General features: G+C 61.6%; 15 protein-coding genes. 12 read left to right on the top strand and 3 right to left on the bottom strand.

Features of this window, described 5'->3' with window-relative positions:
• Positions 1-74 precede the first annotated feature (74 nt).
• Positions 75-1,343, bottom strand: a complete 1,269-nt coding sequence (locus tag BLJAPNOD_RS20855; protein WP_077504693.1) for a sugar ABC transporter substrate-binding protein — start codon at positions 1,341-1,343, stop codon at positions 75-77.
• Positions 1,344-1,477: 134 nt separating this feature from the next.
• Complete coding sequence (locus BLJAPNOD_RS20850; RefSeq protein ID WP_115421009.1) at positions 1,478-2,524, bottom strand: LacI family DNA-binding transcriptional regulator; 1,047 nt, start codon at positions 2,522-2,524, stop codon at positions 1,478-1,480.
• 378 nt (positions 2,525-2,902) lie between these two features.
• Between BLJAPNOD_RS20850 and BLJAPNOD_RS20845 the strand changes: the two genes are divergently transcribed.
• The 8 genes from BLJAPNOD_RS20845 to BLJAPNOD_RS20810 all read left to right on the top strand — a co-directional run bounded on the left by BLJAPNOD_RS20845 (position 2,903) and on the right by BLJAPNOD_RS20810 (position 11,137).
• Positions 2,903-3,790, top strand: a complete 888-nt coding sequence (locus BLJAPNOD_RS20845) for an amino acid ABC transporter permease (protein WP_115421008.1) — start codon at positions 2,903-2,905, stop codon at positions 3,788-3,790.
• Positions 3,790-4,551, top strand: coding sequence for an amino acid ABC transporter ATP-binding protein (locus BLJAPNOD_RS20840; RefSeq protein WP_115421007.1), 762 nt, complete (start codon positions 3,790-3,792; stop codon positions 4,549-4,551). Before BLJAPNOD_RS20845 ends, BLJAPNOD_RS20840 begins: the two co-directional genes overlap by 1 nt.
• Positions 4,552-4,582: 31 nt before the next feature.
• Positions 4,583-5,410 carry an ABC transporter substrate-binding protein gene (locus BLJAPNOD_RS20835; RefSeq protein WP_115421006.1) on the top strand — a complete coding sequence of 276 codons (828 nt, stop codon included), beginning with the start codon at positions 4,583-4,585 and terminating at the stop codon, positions 5,408-5,410.
• Positions 5,411-5,577: 167 nt separating this feature from the next.
• Positions 5,578-6,468, top strand: coding sequence for a polysaccharide deacetylase (locus tag BLJAPNOD_RS20830; RefSeq protein ID WP_115421005.1), 891 nt, complete (start codon positions 5,578-5,580; stop codon positions 6,466-6,468).
• Positions 6,465-7,358, top strand: coding sequence for a polysaccharide deacetylase family protein (locus BLJAPNOD_RS20825; protein ID WP_115421004.1), 894 nt, complete (start codon positions 6,465-6,467; stop codon positions 7,356-7,358). The genes BLJAPNOD_RS20830 and BLJAPNOD_RS20825 overlap by 4 nt, the downstream gene beginning before the upstream one ends.
• Complete coding sequence (locus BLJAPNOD_RS20820; RefSeq protein WP_115421003.1) at positions 7,351-8,712, top strand: MmgE/PrpD family protein; 1,362 nt, start codon at positions 7,351-7,353, stop codon at positions 8,710-8,712. Before BLJAPNOD_RS20825 ends, BLJAPNOD_RS20820 begins: the two co-directional genes overlap by 8 nt.
• Before the next feature lie 63 nt (positions 8,713-8,775).
• On the top strand, positions 8,776-10,155 hold the full coding sequence (gene argH / locus BLJAPNOD_RS20815; protein WP_244610984.1) for an argininosuccinate lyase: 1,380 nt from the start codon (positions 8,776-8,778) through the stop codon (positions 10,153-10,155).
• Between the two features lie 73 nt (positions 10,156-10,228).
• Complete coding sequence (locus BLJAPNOD_RS20810) at positions 10,229-11,137, top strand: LysR substrate-binding domain-containing protein (protein WP_077504702.1); 909 nt, start codon at positions 10,229-10,231, stop codon at positions 11,135-11,137.
• Between the two features lie 37 nt (positions 11,138-11,174).
• Here BLJAPNOD_RS20810 and BLJAPNOD_RS20805 read toward each other — a convergent pair whose 3' ends face one another.
• Positions 11,175-12,044: a DMT family transporter gene (locus BLJAPNOD_RS20805; RefSeq protein ID WP_115421002.1), complete on the bottom strand. Its 870-nt coding sequence runs from the start codon at positions 12,042-12,044 to the stop codon at positions 11,175-11,177.
• Positions 12,045-12,413: 369 nt separating this feature from the next.
• Here BLJAPNOD_RS20805 and BLJAPNOD_RS20795 point away from each other — a divergent pair, with 369 nt between their 5' ends.
• From BLJAPNOD_RS20795 to BLJAPNOD_RS20780, 4 genes are all read left to right on the top strand, one after another.
• Positions 12,414-13,937, top strand: coding sequence for a sugar ABC transporter ATP-binding protein (locus BLJAPNOD_RS20795; RefSeq protein ID WP_077504705.1), 1,524 nt, complete (start codon positions 12,414-12,416; stop codon positions 13,935-13,937).
• A gap of 15 nt (positions 13,938-13,952) precedes the next feature.
• Entirely contained in the window at positions 13,953-14,957 is a 1,005-nt protein-coding gene (locus tag BLJAPNOD_RS20790; RefSeq protein ID WP_115421000.1) for an ABC transporter permease, read from the top strand.
• 74 nt (positions 14,958-15,031) lie between these two features.
• The gene (locus BLJAPNOD_RS20785; RefSeq protein ID WP_077498022.1) at positions 15,032-15,991 is read left to right on the top strand and encodes a substrate-binding domain-containing protein; all 960 of its coding nucleotides are present in this window, start codon (positions 15,032-15,034) and stop codon (positions 15,989-15,991) included.
• A 144-nt stretch (positions 15,992-16,135) separates the two neighbouring features.
• Positions 16,136-17,030, top strand: an 895-nt coding sequence (locus tag BLJAPNOD_RS20780; RefSeq protein WP_147294566.1) for a sugar phosphate isomerase/epimerase, incomplete at its 3' end; no start/stop codon positions are given.

The following is a 17,030-nucleotide window of genomic DNA, read 5'->3' as shown; positions in this document are numbered from 1 at the left end:
GGAAGGCATGCGACGCATTGGTCGCATGCCGCTCCAGCGAAGAGGGCAGGCGGATGCCGCCTGCCTTTGGATCGCTACTGGATCTGGCCCTGGGCCTGGCTGTCGACGGCTTTCAAGACGTCGTCGATGGGCGCACCCTGGCCAAGCGACGGCAGATGCGCCGTTACTGCCGTGTCCACCTCGTTGGTGAAGACGCCGTAGTTGACCGCCGGAACCTTCGCCAGCCAGTCGGAGAAGTTCTGCCAGACCTTCTCGCCGCCGAAGAAAGCGTCGGCTTCGGAATAGGCCGGGCCGTTGCGCGCTGCCATCAACGAGCCGACGGCACCACGTTCCGTCAGGATCTTCTGATAGAAGTCGACATCCTTGGCATAGACCTCGTTGAGGAAATCGATGGCTTCGTCTTTCTCGGCGGAGCTTGCGGTCACGTACCAGCTGGAGCCGCCAAGGTTGGAAGCATGGGATGCACCCTCGACATCAAGCTTCGGAATGGGGGCCACGCCCCATTTGCCGGATTGATCGGCCTGGGCCTTGACGGTGCCGGTAATCCACACGCCCGTCGTCACGGTGGCCACATCGCCAGAGGTGAAGGACGCCACCCATTCGGTCCAACCGGCAGCGGGCTTGTGAATATTGGCCTGCAGGATCTTCTGCTCGGTCTGAAGCGCTGCCTTCAGGGCCGCATTGTTTTCGATCGACAGCGTGCCGTCCTTGTCGAAATACCAGCCGCCGGCAGACTGCATCAGGATGCGGATGAAGCCAGCGTCGTTGATGTCGAGACCGAGCATCTTCTTGCCGGTCTTGGCTTCGACCTGCTTGCCGATCTCGATGAAACGGTCCCAGGTCAGGTCCTGCATATCCTCGGGCTTGAAGCCGGCCTGCTCCAGATAATCCTTGCGGTAGTAGAGGCCGGTGACGCCGGAATCGAACGGCATGCCGTAAACGGCGCCGTCCATCGTCATCAGCTGAACCTTGTAAGGCGCGAAGCCGGAGAAATCGACCTTGCTGGAAAGCTCGGCGAAGGCGCCGGGGAAAGACTGAAGGTATTTCTGCGCGCCATAGTCCTCGATCAGCACGATGTCGGGCAGGGCGTCGGTTGTGCCCGACGACAGCGCCGTCTGCAGCTTCTGCTCGACATCGGCCTTGGCGAAGTCGACGATGTTGAAGGTCGTTTCGGGATGCTTTGCGCTATAGCGCGCCGCGGCTTCCTTCATGATCGCAACGTTGAAGTTGGGATCCCAACACCAGACCGTGACCTCACCGGCAAAGGCGGCGGTGGACGCAAGCAGGCTTGCTGCGGCGAACGCGCCAGCCGAAACGCGCGACAGTATCGTTTTGCGGTACATCGTTTCCTCCCTAGAAACTTGCTGAGGGCAGGTTCTCCTCTCCTGCCGTCCACGCAACAGTTACCGAAATTCAGGCAACACGCAAGGAAGATTTAGTAAATATTTATCACCGCCGCGAAACCGCTTCTCGATGCCTAGGATTCCTGCGGTTTGCGGCAGCTGTCGCGCCAAACGAGTTCGGTGGAGATGCGCACCTGCTTGCCGTAGCTGCGGCCGGAAAGGCGTTCGAGCAACAGATCGACGGCCGTCTCGCCGATATGCTCGCCATGGATGCGCACCGTCGTCAGCGATGGCGTCAGGAACTGCGCGACCGGGATATCGTTGAAGGAGATGACGCCAATGTCGTCCGGGATCGAAAGGCCGAATTCCTGGATCGCCCTGTAGGTGCCTATCGCCATGTTGTCGTTGGATGTCACGATCACATCCGGCCGGTCGGAGAGCGAAAGCAGTTCGCGTGCGAGACGGTAGCCGGTGTCGAGCCGAAGGCTCTGACCCGACGAGCAATCGGAGAGCGCCAGCAGCTCAGGCGCGAAGGTGCCGTTCTTCGTCTGCCAGTCGATATAGGCCGCACATCTGCGCTCGGCGAAATGCTGGACAGCGCCATTCAGATTTTCGTGGCTGCCGATAAAGCCGATGCGCCTGTATCCGCTGGATTTCAAGGCGTCGAGGATCTTCCGGGTGGCGAGGCCGACGTCGGAGAACACGCTGTCCAGCCGGTCGCTCCGGGGGTCGAAATCGGCAAAAACGACGTGGCGGGCATGCTCGTTCAGCCATGCAATCTCGTTGTCCGAGTGCTTGCCGATGACGATCACGCCCGATGCGCTTTCAAGCAGGGACGCTTCGGGGAGAGCATCGGAGTGGAAGACCTTGACGATCTCCGTTCTCAGGTCGCGGCAGCGGCTTTCGATGCCAAGTCGCACACCGACATAATAGGGATCGGCAATCTCATCCGACGGCTCGAGAAAATGCACGATGACAAGCTTGGTCAGAAGGCTGGGGGCAGCCTGTCCGTTGGCCTTGTTGCGATTGCGCGGGGTCTCGTAGTTCAGTGCCTCGGCCGTCTCGATGATCGCCTGGCGCTTGGCGGGCGAGATGGACAGGGCCGGGTCGTAGTTGAGTACCCTCGACACCGTGGCCGACGACACGCCAACGCTCTTGGCGATTTCCTTGATAGTGACCATGCCGTCATTCCATTGTTGTCATCGGGCGACTATGTCACATCCGCCCAAGTTCCGAAATCGATTTTAGTAAAGTTTTACTGCCCCTCAGGGCGGGATCAACCAATGTCTGGCCGCAAGCTCTAAAACGGCGCCGTTATAACCAAGCGACAGGTTGTTCTCAAGGAAACACACGGCTATCGGCAAGGAAGCGGGAGATCAGCCCTGCCTTGCTCCTGGCAGGTTTCCAAGGAAATCCGTCCGGCGGCAGTACCGGGTGGCGATTTATGCATTCAACGCATGAATTGCATGTCGATATCTCGTTTGCACAGGGCGAGCCGTCAGGACTAGGCTGCCCCCAATCCAGAACAACAGTGAAGCGCGAAGCTTCGGGGAACCTCCATGAGCGATACCAGACTTGCCGACCCGGGCCAGTTTGTCGTCGTGCCGCGGCACAAGATCGGCACGAAGATACTGGCCCTCGTATTCATCACAATGCTGGTCCTGCTTGTGAGGGCCTTTTGGCTCGGCGATATCGCCTGGAGCTATGTCGGAGAAAACCTGTTCTCGAAGGCCGTGATGGCCGGCGTGGTCAACACGATCATCATGACATTCTGCGCCATGGCGCTTGGCATTCTGCTCGGCGTGCTCGCCGCGGTCATGCGCATGTCCGACAATCCGGTTCTGAGAAGTGTTTCCGTCGGCTATATCTGGCTGTTTCGCGGTACGCCGGCGCTGCTACAATTGCTCCTGTGGTTCAATCTGGCGCTGATCTTCCCGACCATCGGCATCCCCGGTCTGTTTTCGCTGCGCACCGTCGACGTGATGACGCCTTTCGTCGCTGCCTTTCTCGGCCTGGGGATCCAGCAGGGTGCCTATACGGCCGAAGTCGTGCGCGCCGGCATTCTCTCCATCGACAAGGGGCAGACTGAGGCGGCCCTGTCGATCGGCATGACCAAGCTACGTGCGACACTGAAGATCGTGCTGCCGCAGGCGATGCGTGTCATCGTGCCGCCGATCGGCAACGAGACGATCGGCATGGTCAAGCTGACCTCGCTTGCCAGCGTCATCCAGTATTCCGAGATGCTGCGCAGCGTGGAGGACATTTACTATGTCAATTCGCGCGTCATCGAGCTGCTGATCGTTGCCGCCATCTGGTACATGGCCGTGGTCACGGTCCTCAGCATCGGGCAGATGTATATCGAGCGCTATTTCTCCAAGGGATGGGGAGCTACCGGTCGCAAAGAAACCGCCCCGGCTCCGCCGGCCACCATCGAGGAGGCCGTCTGATGGAAGCGCTTATCGTAGCCCATGGCCTCCAGAAATACTTCGGCACCTTCCATGTGCTCCAGGACATCGATTTCAGCATCCGCAAGGGCGAAGTCGTCTGCATCATCGGTCCGTCCGGCTCCGGCAAGAGCACGTTCCTGCGCTGCATCAATCAGCTCGAAAGCATCGAAGGCGGCTATGTGAGCGTCGATGGCGAGATTGCGGGCTACCGCCGTGACGGAAATCACCTCTATCCGCTGTCCGACCGCGACGTCGCGCGCCAGCGCCAGTCCGTTGGCATGGTCTTCCAGCGTTTTCATCTCTTCCCGCACCGCACCGTGCTCGAAAACATCATCGAAGGCCCGGTTGGCGTCCAGAGACGCCCGAAGCAGCAATGCGCCGAGGAAGCGCGTGCCCTGTTGAAGCGCGTCGGCCTGGCCCAAAAGGCGGACGCCTATCCGGGCGAACTGTCCGGCGGCCAGCAGCAGCGTGTGGCAATTGCTCGGGCGCTGGCGATGAAGCCGAAGGCGATGCTGTTCGACGAGCCGACGTCGGCGCTCGATCCCGAACTGGTCGGCGAAGTGCTTGGCGTCATGAAGGAACTGGCTGCCACGGGCACGACGATGATCGTCGTTACTCACGAACTCGGCTTCTGCCGCGAGGTGGCGGACCGGGTGGTGTTCATGGACGCAGGCCGGATCATCGAAACCGGAACGCCCGCGGAGATCCTGGAGAATCCGACCAATCCCAGAGTGAAGAGCTTCATCTCTGCGGTGCTTTGACAACGAAAAATAACCTCAAGAGGAGAATGACATGAAATTTCTAAGAGTGGCCGTGTCTGCGCTGGCGCTTCTTTCCGCAGGCGTCGCTTCGGCCGAGACCAAGCTCAACCTGGTCAACGACGGCGAGCTTCGCATCCTGACCAATCCGATCTATCCGCCGATGGAATTCGTCAACCCGGAGAAGGGCACGCTTGACGGTTTCGATGTCGATCTGGCGACGGCGATCGCGGCCAAGCTCAAGCTGAACCCGCTGTTCGTCACCTCTGCCTTCCAGGAATTGCAGAGCGGGCTTCAGACCGGCCGCGGCGACGTGATCATCTCCGGCATGAGCGACAACGTCAAACGTCAGGAGAGCATGGATTTCGTCGACTACCTGACGAGCGGCCCGATCCTGTTCACGACGAAGGCCGGTGCCGAGCAGTACAAGCAGCCGGAGGATCTCTGCGGCAAGACGGTGGCCGGCAGCCGCAGCACCAGCTTCGGCGAAAACGTCACCGGCTGGAGCGAGGCCAATTGCGTGGGCAAGGGCAAGCCGGCGATCAAGTTCGAAGGCACGGCCGATTCCAACGCCGCCCGCCTCGGCATGAAGCAGGGTCGCTACGATGCGGTCGTGCAGGGCATCGAAACCATCGCCTACCAGATGCGCGTCGAGCCGGACACGTTCACGCTCGTCGGCGACCCGCTCCTGAGCAACGACACGTTCGGCATGGGCTTCAAGAAAGACAATTCGGCGCTGCGCGACGCTATCGCCGGTGCTCTGGACGAATTGATCAAGGATGGCACCTACAACGAACTGCTGACGAAGTGGGGTCTTGTGCACAATGCCGTGCCGAAGGCCGTGATCAACGGCGTCAAGTAAGCCGTCATCTCCCGCTCGCGCACCTGATCTCTCCGAGATAAGCGGGAAGTAAACCCTTCAAAGCTCTTTTCTTTTCAACCGGCCCCAGCGCCGGAACGGGAGAGCTTTGTCTTGCGAAAACCGCTCCCGGCGCTTCCGCCGGGGGTGGCAAAAACCGGACAAAGACCATGCTGACCGAAACTAACTTTGCTGCCGATCGTCTGGCCCCGTTGTGGCCGCCAGGAAAACAATCCGCGGTCGCGCTTGCCTTCGATGTCGACGGTCCGACGGGCGACGCGATGCTCGACGGTTCGCTGCTTCTAAACCCGCGCTATTTCTCGCAGGGCGCCTATGGGCCATGGAAGGCCCTGCCGCGCTTGCTCGATCTGCTATCGGCCTACGAGCTCAAGGCCACCTTCTTCATTCCTACATGGGTTGTTTTGCATTGGGGCGCTCACTGCGAGCGGATCGTCCGCGAGGGGCACGAAGTCGCCTATCATGGCCATCGCCACGAGGTTTTCATCGATCTTACTCGTGAGCAGCAGCTCGCGATCATGGAGCGCTCGCGTGCCATCTTTCAGGAGCGGCTGGGCGTGACGCCGATCGGCTTCCGCACCCCCTCCGGCGACTGGAGCGCCGAGACTGCGGATCTGCTGCGCGCCTTCGGTGTTCTGTATTCGAGCTCGATGCGCGGCGACGACCGTCCCTATTTCCATCCTGGCGCAGCAGCGAAACCGGGTCTCGTCGAAATTCCCGGTCGCTGGGACATCGATGATTATACGGCGCTCGCCTACACGGAAGAGCCTGATTTCCCTGTTGGTCTCGACCGGATCTCCGACTACCGGACCGTCGAGCAGAACTGGCGTGCGGAGTTCGAAGGATACCACCGCGAAGGCCTGTGCTGGACCACGATCCTCCACCCCAAGGTTTGCGCCAAGCCGGGTCGTCTCGCGATTCTCGACGGGCTTTTCAGGGCGATTGTCGCGCATGGCGATACGGTCTGGACCGCCCGTTGCGGCGACATCGCGCGCTGGTGGATCGATCGCCACAGCCAAGACATCGGAAGGACGCCGGCATGAACGAACAGGCGACAACGATGTGGCCCGAGGGCAAGCGCTGCGCGGTACTGATCTCGGTGCTGTTTGACGACGGGATGGATGCGGTGGCGGCCGCCCCGGACCTTCTCCAGCGCAGCAAGAGTTTTTCCGTCTGGAAGTACGGTGCAGCGCGCGGCGTGGAACGCTTGTGCCGGACCTTCGCATCCTTCGATATCGCCGCCAGCTGGTTTGCGCCGGGGCAGGTCGCCGAAGAGCATACCGGTTTGCTGAAGGCAGTCGCCGGCGCCGGTCACGATCTTGAAAGCCATGGCTGGGCCTTCGAACGCCATGATCGCATGTCGGCGTCGCAGTCGGTGGATCTGCTGAAACGGTCACGGGAAACACTCGGCCAGCTCTCGGGGAAAGCGCCCACCGGGTTCCGGCTCCCGGCCGGGAACTGGCCACGAGGCTTCGATCAATCGTTGCTGGAGGCGGGGTACCATTGGTCGGCCTCCCTCAACGGCGACGACGTTCCCTATCTGCACCCCTCCCGCCTGGTCGAGATCCCTGTGCACGTTGAGCTGGAGGATCGGCCCTACTTCCAGTTCAATTTCACCCCGGCCTTTCCGAAAGGGCAGAGCCGGATCCCGTCTTACGACGGTGTCCTTCACAACTGGATCGCGGAGTTCGATGCCTATCGTCGCTTCGGCCTTTGCTACGTGCTGCAACTCCGGCCGGAGTGGTCAGGTACGCCCGGACGGATCTCCATCGTCGAAGACCTGTTGGCCCATATCCGCGGCTTCGACGACGTCTGGATCGCCACCGGCGCCATGATCGCAGACTGGCATCGCAAAAACGGTGTCGCGCCGCCGCTAACCCATCCCCTTCATGTTTACGATGCCTACCTGCAGGAGCAGCAATCCAATGGCTGACACGATCCTTCAGTCGCTGGCGCTCAAGATCGCAGCCACGGCGTTCGACGACTTTCCACAAGCAACCGTCCGCAAAGCGAAGCAGCATGTGCTCGATACCTTCGGCGTCGCAGTCGCCGGCTCCGCGTCGGCCGAGACGCGCATGGCGCTTGCTGCAACAGGGGTGAGCGCGGCGAACGGTTCTTCACTCATCTGGGGGACGCCGCTTTTTACCGATGCGCGCACCGCCGCGCTCGTCAACGGCATTTCGGCCCACGCCCTCGAACTTGATGACAGCGGTGGATGCGATCACTCCGGCGCAGTCGTGCTGCCGGCGGCTGTCGCCGCCTTGGGCGAGATGACGCGCCCCGTTCATGGCAGGGAGTTTCTGAAAAGCGTGCTGATCGGGTACGAGGTCGGCCGGCGTGTTCTGGAAGCCGCCGGCGGCTACGAGACGCATAACGGCCTCGGATGGCATTCGACCGGCACCTGCGGCGCCTTCGGGGCGGCGGCCGCCGCCGGAACCTTGCTCGGCTTTGACGCGCAGCGCATCGACTCGGCGCTCGGCCTTGCCTGTTCCTTTGCCGGTGGCACATGGGCGTTCATCCACGACGGCAGCCCGGCCAAGAAGCTTCATGCCGGTCGGGCCGCGGAAGGCGGGTTTCTCGCCGCGCGCCTCGCCGCCAGCGGCTTTGTCGGGCCGGGCGATGTTTTCGATGTGGACGCCTGGGGGAGTTTCTTCCAGGCCTTTTGTCGGGGCGAGGGGGATCCGGCGATGCTCGTCCACGGCTTCGGCGAAAACTGGCGCATCGAGCGTTGCTCGATCAAACCGCATGCCACCTGCCGCGGCACTCATGCGGCGATCGACGCGGTCGACAAGCTGATGGGCGATCTGGAACTCGCAAGCGAAAACGTCGCCGCAATTACTGTCGACATGAGCGGCTTCCAGTTTGGCATGTGCGGCGGCAAGGTGCTGACATCGCGCGCGCAGGCGCAGATGAGCCTTCCCTATGCGATCGCCGCGCGGCTTCAGTACGGCAAGGTATCGCTCGCGGAACTTGAGGAACGCGCCTGGCGCGACCCGGGCATTGACCGGTGGCTCCAGCGCATGGACGTCCGGGTCGATCCGACCATGCTTGACGAGGCGGAACCGGCGGTCGCGCTCGCCACGAGCGACGGCCGACATGTGAGGACGACGATCGATTTCCCGCTTGGAAGCCCCGCGAACCCGCTGAGCGACGACCGCCTGATCGGAAAATATGACGACCTGGCCAGCTCCGTGTTGCCGCGGGCGAAGGCTGATGGCCTGCGCGATCGCGTCCTCACGCTCGACACATGCACCGATGCGCGGGAGCTTTTGCAGTGGCTGCATTGACGCTGGATCGGCCAGGCCGCGTAACAACAACCGCAAGAATGCCGAGAGGATAAGATGACTACGATGGCTGAGACGACCTGGTCGCCGCTCTTTAAGGAAGCGGTATCCACAGACTTCCGCGATTTCCACGAATGCCTCGACCAGGACAAGCGCATCGCGCTTTATGATGTCGCCGGCTCCAAGGTCCACGCGCACATGCTGGCGCGAGCCGGCATCCTGACCACGGAGGAAAACGAGCAGATCCAGGTTGGCCTCGATCAGATCGCCGACGAAATGCGCGCCGACACGTTTGTGTGGAAGAAGGAGCTCGAGGACGTTCACATGAACGTCGAAAGCCGCCTGACGGCGCTCGTCGGCGACGCCGGCAAGAAATTGCATACGGCGCGTTCACGCAACGACCAGGTGGCAACGGACATCCGCCTTTACGCCCGCGCCGAACTGGATGCGCTCGCGTCCGAGCTAAAGGCACTGGTGCTGGCTTTCGTCGATCTCGCCGATCGCCACGCCGAGACCATCATGCCGGGCTTCACCCATCTGCAGGTCGCCCAACCCGTCACCTTCGGCCATCACATGATGGCCTATGCCGAGATGTTCCTGCGTGACCTTGAACGCGTAAGGCAGGCGCGCGAGCGGCTGAACGTCTCGCCGCTCGGGGCGGCCGCACTGGCCGGCACTGGCTACCCCATCGACCCGGCCTATAGTGCGGCGGAACTCGGTTTTAGCCGGGCGTTTCGCAACTCGCTCGACGCCGTATCCGATCGGGACTACGTCGTCGATATCTGCGCGGCCGGGGCCATCATCATGGGGCATCTCTCGCGCTTCTCCGAGGAAGTCATCCTGTGGTGCACCCCGATGTTCGATTTCATCGAGGTCGGCGACCAGTTCTGCACCGGTTCCTCGATCATGCCGCAGAAGCGCAACCCCGATCTCGCCGAACTGGTGCGCGGCAAGGCGGCGCGCATCATCGGCAATCTGGCGACATCGGCAGCGCTGATGAAGGCACAGCCGCTGGCCTTCAACAAGGACCAGCAGGAATCTAAGCCTCCCCTCACCGATACGCTGGAGAATGTGCGCGGTGCCGTCACGGTGACCACTCAGATGCTGCCGACGATCAAGGTGCGTGCCCCGAAGATGCTGGCCGCTGCCGAACAGGGGTATTCCACGGCGACGGATCTGGCAGACTATCTGGTGCGCGCCGGCCGGCCTTTCCGCGATGCCCATCACGCTGTAGCGGCGATCGTCGGCTTGGCGCGAGAGAAGGGTCTGGCGACGCTCTCCGAAATGCCTCTGGCCGAGATGCAGGCCTTCGCGCCGGCCCTCGGTGAGGATGTCTATGAGGTGCTGAGCGTGGAAGGCTCCGTTGGCAGCCGCAACCATCCGGGCGGAACGGCTCCGCAACAGGTCAGAAGCGCCATCGCCGAGCTCCGCACGCTTCTTGCCTGATCGCGCCAGTCTGCGCTTTACCAACGCGATGGCGACTGTTTAAATGCCGCAGTCGCCATCGCGGAGGAGCCCTTTGAAGCCGGTATTCGAGCAGAATCGCTTGCCGCCCTTGCAGACGCTCCAGACATTCTCGATCGTTGCGGAAACCGGCAGCTTCACGGCCGCAGCCACGGAACTCAACCTCAGCCAGAGTGCGATCAGCCGCCAGATCCAGCAACTGGAACACTATTTCGGCTGCAGTCTTTTTGAGCGCCACACCCGCAAGGTGGTGATCACCGAGCAGGGCGCGGCGATCATGCCGATCGTCAATGGATTGCTCGTCTCGCTGCGCAACTCCTTCGAGGCGACGCGAACGAAGAGCCGGTCTCTCACCATCAGAATGCCACCGACCTTCGCGCGGCGCTGGTTGTTGCCCCGGTTGCCCGAACTCCAGAGCCGTCACGAAGACCTGAACATTACGATCGACACGGCATGGTTTGCCCGCCCGACCTTCACCGTCGGCGACATCGATCTCCTGATCACCTACGGCAACGGCCATTGGCCGGGCATGGATGTTTTCCTGCTGCTTCCGGAAAAGCTGACGCCGATGTGCTCGCCGGCCGTTGCCGAAACGCTCGGCGATCCGGCGGCGCTCGAGAACCTGTCGGCTTGCGTGTTGTTGCACTCCAATCCGCGACAAAGCGACTGGACATTGTGGCTGCAGGCGGAAGGGGCCTATGACTTTCGCGCCGCCCGCAACCAGATCTTCGACACGCAGGATTTTGCGATGACGGCTGCCGCAAGCGGTTACGGCGTCACGATGGGCGACCTCTATCTTGCAAGGCAGGACCTGCAAAACGGCGAGCTGGTGACGCCGTTCCCGCGCATCATCGACAGCGGCTACGGCTATTACGCTCTCTATCCGGCCCGCGTGGAGACGCGCAGGAAGGTTGCCGATCTCGTTGAATGGCTGACGGAAGCACGCCCCGTCGAGGAGCCTTAAAGGACGAGCGCGTGTCGGGCGTGCAACTCGTCAGAGTTTAAGATCGCTTCGCCAACTGATGCTCGCGCCAGATGGTGAAAAGGCCAGCACCGACAACGATGGCTGCACCGGCCACCATGTTCAGCGTCACGATCTCGTTGAACAGGACGACAGCGATGATGACATTGAGGACCAGTTGGAAATAGGTGACGGGTTGCACCTCTGCGGCCGGTAGCAGCCCATAGGCTCTGATGAGAAAATAGTGGCTAAGCGTGCCGCAGACGCACAGCGCGGCAAGGGCGAACCAGTCGGACGGCTGCACTTCGGTCCAATAGAATGGGCCAATCAATGAGATCGCGACTGCGCCTGCGACGCCGGCATAAAACAGGCTCGTGACGGCCGAATCCTCGTGACTGACGGCGCGGGTGGCGATGCTGTAGAGGGCAAACAGCACGGCTGCCGCAAGCGGTAGCAGCAGCGACAGGTCGAAGTGAACGTCGATCGGATTTATGATCACCAGAACGCCGATCAGGCCGACCATGACCGCCATCCCCCGTCTCCAGCCGACCGCCTCTCCGAGAAGCGGTATCGAAAGGACGGTAATGATCAGCGGCGTTGCCTGGAAGATCGACTGACTCATGGCGAGCCCGGCATGCACATAGGAAAAGACGATGATGACGATTTCCGCAACCAGCAACAGACCGCGGACGATCTGCAGCCAGGGGCGGCGCGTCTGAATGGCCCCACGAATCCCGCCCGGTGACGTTGCGGCGAAGCAAAACACGAAAAGCGCGAATGCCCAGAACCGGATCATGGTGATGAAGAGTGCGGGGTAACGATCGCCAAGATACTTGGTAATCGCATCCTGGCCGGCAAAGATGCAGATCGCCAGGAAAGCGAACAGGTAACCGCTGGTCTTCGTGCTCATGATGCAAACGGACTCTCATTCATAGCGCACTGCGATAGCATGAAATATGCGCAAAGGCTCAAGCCATTTGCAGGCTGTTCGGTGCCAGGCGGGCGGGAATCACTCCCAAGAAAATCGATCATTCGTCTCGGTGTCCGGGCCTGAACCGGCCGGGCTGTTCCTTCGTTTCGCGCTCCGCTTCGAGGCTGCCACGCCGCTGGCGCTTCAAATCTGCATCGATCAAAACAAATTCTGATTTACGTACCTCAGAAAATGGGCTAGCAGTGATTTCGGAGGAGTTCTTATGACATTATTTCGTTGCGTTCGTGCCCGCGCACGGGGCGTGGCGGCCGAGCCCATGTGGCATGGCTTGACCATTGCGGTCGCCATATGACGGCTGCGACATCCCAGAGTGCGCCGCCTGTGCTACAGGCAAAGGGCGTTTCCAAGACGTTTGGTATCGTCGAAGTGCTACGCGACATCGATGTGTCCGTGCGATCAGGCGAAGTCCACGCCATCATCGGCGAAAACGGCGCCGGCAAATCCACGCTGATGAAGATCCTGGCCGGCAACCATTTGCCGACCCGGGGCGAGCTTGCGATCGACGGAAAGTCTGTGCATTTTTCCGGTCCCGTCGATGCCGAAGAGGCCGGCATCGTCCTCGTCCACCAGGAAATCCTGCTCGCACCGGATTTGACGGTGGCGCAGAACATTTATCTCGGTCGCGAACTGCGCAAGGGGCTGACCGTCGACGACCGCGCCATGAACGATGGCGCAGCCAGAGCGATCCGCGATCTCGGTGCCGAAATCGACCCGAAGACCATCGTGCGCCGGCTGTCGATCGCCCAGCGTCAACTGGTTCAGATCGCGCGGGTGCTGCTGGTACCGCATCGGGTGGTGATCTTCGATGAACCGACGGCGTCGCTGACGCCACATGAAACCGAAGCGCTGCTCAAGGTCATCAAGGATATCCGCGCCAAGGGTGTGGGCGTGCTCTACATTTCGCATCGCCTGCCCGAGGTGAAGGAAATTGCCGACCGGGTGACGGTGCTGCGCGACGGCCGGGTCGTGGCCGCCCACGATGCCAGCGAATTGCAGCCGGCCGACATGGCGCGGCTGATGGTCGGACGCGATGTCGCAAAGCTCTACCCCGAACGGCATGGCGGGCCTGCACGAGACGTCGTGCTCGAGGTCGAGGATTTTTCGGTGCCGGGCTTTGCCCGCAATGCGAGTTTTCAGCTGCGCAAGGGCGAGATCCTGGGCTTTGCCGGCCTTGTCGGCGCCGGCCGCACTGAACTGATGGAAGGCATCACCGGGCTTCGTCCGGGCCATGGCAGGATCAGGCATCATGGCCGGCCGGTCGACTTCTCCAGCGTTCAGGCAAGCCTGAAAGCCGGGCTGGTCTATCTGAGCGAGGACCGCAAGGGCAAAGGCCTGTTGCTGACCAAGGACCTCCGGGTTAACCTGACGCTGGCATCGCTTTCGAGGTTTGTCAAAACCCTGCAGATCGACGGCAGACAAGAAACCGAAGCGCTCGACACGGCGATCCGCGAGTTCGACATCCGAACCGGCCGCAAGGATATCCTTGCCGGGCAGCTGTCGGGTGGCAACCAGCAAAAGCTTCTGCTTGCCAAGATGATGATGCTGGATCCGGAGATCGTCATCATCGACGAGCCGACGCGCGGCATCGACATCGGCAACAAGGAACAGATCTACAAATTCATCGCCAAGCTCGCGGAGGAGGGGCGGTCGATCATCGTCGTCTCATCGGAAATGCCGGAACTGATCGGTATCTCCGATCGCATCCTGGTCATGCGGGCGGGCCATATCGTCGGCGAAGTTACGGGAGACAGGATGACCGAAAACGAGATCGTCGTTCTTGCGACAGGCGCCAATACCGGGGAGGCCGCGTAAGCGCGGGACATGACTATGACGAATGTTGCAACCGAAACGCAGAAGGCGCCGAGAACGTCACGAGACTGGGACATGGCGGCCATTGCGCCCTTTGTCGCGCTGGCACTGCTGCTGATCCTTGGCTATTTCGCCAATCCGAACTTTGTCTCCGTCGCCAACCTTTTGAACGTCATCACCCGTAGCGCCTTCATCGCCATCATCGCGCTGGGCGCCACCTATGTGATTTCGTCCGGCGGGCTCGATCTTTCCGTTGGCTCGATGGTCGCCTTCGTCGCGAGCCTGATGATCCTGTTCATGAACAGCGGCGTCATCGCCGATCCGGTGCTGATGCTGATCTGCGCCGCAATGCTGACTCTGCTACTGGGTGCTGCCTGTGGACTTGTCAACGGGCTCATCACCACTGTCGGCAGGATCGAACCCTTCATTGCCACGCTCGGCACCATGGGTATCTATCGCGGGCTGACGACGTGGCTGTCGCAAGGCGGGGCGATCACGCTGCAGGACCGCGAGCTGCAGCAGATCTATCGGCCTGTTTACTTTGGCTCGGTCGCCGGCATTCCCGTGCCGATCATCGTGATCTTCGCCACCGCTGCGATTGCCGCCTTCGTGCTCTATCGCACCCGCTATGGCCGCCATGTGGTCGCTGTCGGTTCGAGCGAGGATGTCGCGCGCTATTCGGGCATCTCGGTCAACCGCGTCAGGACGATCGCCTATGTGATCCAGGGCCTTTGCGTTGCCGTTGCAGTGCTTCTTTATGTGCCGCGTCTCGGCTCGACGTCGGCGACCACCGGTATCCTCTGGGAATTGCAGGCAATCACCGCGGTGGTCGTCGGCGGCACGGCTCTGAGGGGCGGCGTCGGTCGCGTCTGGGGCACGGTCTGCGGCGCGTTCATCCTGGAGATCGTCGGCAACATCATGCTGCTTTCGAATTTTGTCAGCGAGTATCTGATCGGCGCCATCCAAGGTGCGATCATCATCATCGCCATGCTGGTGCAGCGGTCGCTGATGCGCCGCGCCTGAAAATTGACCGGGCCATTGGGGCGAGCCCGGTTTCATTGCAATCGAGGCCCCGTGGAACTCTTGGGAGGGAGACTATGCGTAGGACAATTATCGGTTTGACCGTCGCCGCCGTGGCGGCATTTGCAGGCGCTGCACCGGGCGCCTGGGCACAAGACAAGAAAGTGACGATCGGCGTATCGATCCCGGCCGCCGACCATGGCTGGACGGCCGGCGTCGTCTTCCACGCCGAGCGCGTCGCCAAGCTGCTGATGCAGGAACATCCGGGCCTGAACGTCATCGTCAAGACCTCGCCCGATGCCGCCACACAGGCAAATGCCGTGCAGGACCTCGCGGTACAGGGCCTCGATGCACTGGTCATCCTGCCGTCGGATCCGGATCCGCTCGTCAACGCCATCCAGCAGGTCAAGGATTCCGGCGCCTTCGTCGCGCTCGTCGACCGCGCGCCGTCGGTCAACGACAGTTCGATCCGCGATCTCTATGTCGCCGGCAACAACCCGGCGCTCGGCCAGGTCGCCGGCGAATACATCAAGAAGACGACGCCGGACGCCGAAGTCGTCGTCATCCGCGGCCTGCCGATCCCGATCGACCAGCAGCGCCAGGATGGTTTCGACAAGGGTATCGCCGGCTCCAACGTCAAGGTTCTCGATCGCCAATACGGCAACTGGAACCGCGACGACGCCTTCCGCGTCATGCAGGACTACCTGACGAAGTATCCGAAGATCGACGTGGTCTGGTGCCAGGACGACGACATGGCCGTCGGCGTTCTCGAAGCTATCGGCCAGGCAAAGCGCACGGATATCCAGTATATCGTCGCCGGCGCCGGCTCGAAGGACATGATCAAGAAAGTCATGGACGGCGACAAGATGGTTCCGGTCGACGTGCTCTATCCGCCGGCGATGGTGGCAACCGCCATGCAGCTGACTGCCGCCAAGTTCTATGATCAGGTTCCGGTGAGCGGCGAATACATCCTCGACGCCACGCTGGTGACCAAGGACAATGCCGAGCAGTTCTACTTCCCGGATTCTCCGTTCTGATCAACATGGCGCGCCCGCATGTCGGGCGCGCCATTTCGTTTCACAAACATTCTGCAGGTCGAAATCGCGCCTGGCCAACCCTGTGCCCGGCGCCACCTGACCATGGCGCCAACCTGGCCACGGCAGCTTAGACGAGGAAAAATCATGAAAACGATCAAGGGCCCCGGCCTGTTTCTGGCGCAGTTTGCCGGGGATGCGGCACCGTTCAACTCGTTTGCGTCCATCACGAAGTGGGCTTCCGACTGCGGCTACAAGGGCGTGCAGGTGCCGACCTGGGATAGCAGGCTGATCGATCTGAAGAAGGCGGCGACGTCAAAAACCTATTGCGACGAGCTTGCCGGCATTGCGAGTGACAACGGTGTGGAGATCACCGAGCTTTCGACCCACCTGCAAGGCCAGCTGGTCGCCACGCATCCGGCCTATGACGAGGTGTTCGACGGTTTTGCCGTGCCGGAGGTGCGCGGCAACCCGAAGGCGAGGCAGCAATGGGCGGTCGAGCAGGTGAAGCTGGCGCTGACGGCCTCGAAGAATTTGGGGCTCGATGCGATGGCGAGCTTTTCCGGCGCGCTCGCCTGGCCGTTCGTCTATCCCTGGCCGCAGCGTCCTGCGGGCCTGGTCGAAACGGCGTTCGACGAACTGGCGAAACGCTGGAAACCGATCCTCGACCATGCCGAGGATTGCGGCGTCGATATCTGCTACGAGATCCATCCGGGCGAGGACCTGCACGACGGCATCACGTTTGAGATGTTTCTGGAGCGCACCGGCAACCATGCCCGCGCCAACATGCTCTACGACCCCTCGCACTATGTGCTGCAGTGCCTCGACTATCTCGACAACATCGACATCTACAGGGATCGCATCCGGATGTTCCACGTCAAGGATGCCGAGTTCAACCCGACGGGGCGGCAGGGCGTCTATGGCGGCTACCAGGGCTGGGTCAACCGGGCCGGCCGCTTCCGCTCGCTCGGTGACGGCCAGGTTGATTTCGGCGCGGTGTTTTCCAAGATGGCGGCCAATGATTTTGCCGGCTGGGCGGTGG

This window comes from Ensifer sp. M14, from assembly GCF_003355565.1.
Taxonomy (GTDB): Bacteria; Pseudomonadota; Alphaproteobacteria; order Rhizobiales; family Rhizobiaceae; genus Ensifer.
This window is presented reverse-complemented; position numbering and strand designations above follow the sequence as displayed.

Excerpts from the sequence above, each read along its gene's own strand:
- BLJAPNOD_RS20845 (WP_115421008.1), top strand. The coding sequence starts at position 2,903 with ATGAGCGATACCAGACTTGCCGACCCGGGCCAGTTTGTCGTCGTGCCG.
- BLJAPNOD_RS20855 (WP_077504693.1), bottom strand. The coding sequence starts at position 1,343 with ATGTACCGCAAAACGATACTGTCGCGCGTTTCGGCTGGCGCGTTCGCC.
- BLJAPNOD_RS20820 (WP_115421003.1), top strand. The coding sequence starts at position 7,351 with ATGGCTGACACGATCCTTCAGTCGCTGGCGCTCAAGATCGCAGCCACG.
- BLJAPNOD_RS20795 (WP_077504705.1), top strand. The coding sequence starts at position 12,414 with ATGACGGCTGCGACATCCCAGAGTGCGCCGCCTGTGCTACAGGCAAAG.
- BLJAPNOD_RS20805 (WP_115421002.1), bottom strand. The coding sequence starts at position 12,044 with ATGAGCACGAAGACCAGCGGTTACCTGTTCGCTTTCCTGGCGATCTGC.
- BLJAPNOD_RS20785 (WP_077498022.1), top strand. The coding sequence starts at position 15,032 with ATGCGTAGGACAATTATCGGTTTGACCGTCGCCGCCGTGGCGGCATTT.
- BLJAPNOD_RS20850 (WP_115421009.1), bottom strand. The coding sequence starts at position 2,524 with ATGGTCACTATCAAGGAAATCGCCAAGAGCGTTGGCGTGTCGTCGGCC.
- argH (WP_244610984.1), top strand. The coding sequence starts at position 8,776 with ATGGCTGAGACGACCTGGTCGCCGCTCTTTAAGGAAGCGGTATCCACA.
- BLJAPNOD_RS20835 (WP_115421006.1), top strand. The coding sequence starts at position 4,583 with ATGAAATTTCTAAGAGTGGCCGTGTCTGCGCTGGCGCTTCTTTCCGCA.
- BLJAPNOD_RS20840 (WP_115421007.1), top strand. The coding sequence starts at position 3,790 with ATGGAAGCGCTTATCGTAGCCCATGGCCTCCAGAAATACTTCGGCACC.
- BLJAPNOD_RS20825 (WP_115421004.1), top strand. The coding sequence starts at position 6,465 with ATGAACGAACAGGCGACAACGATGTGGCCCGAGGGCAAGCGCTGCGCG.
- BLJAPNOD_RS20790 (WP_115421000.1), top strand. The coding sequence starts at position 13,953 with ATGACGAATGTTGCAACCGAAACGCAGAAGGCGCCGAGAACGTCACGA.
- BLJAPNOD_RS20830 (WP_115421005.1), top strand. The coding sequence starts at position 5,578 with ATGCTGACCGAAACTAACTTTGCTGCCGATCGTCTGGCCCCGTTGTGG.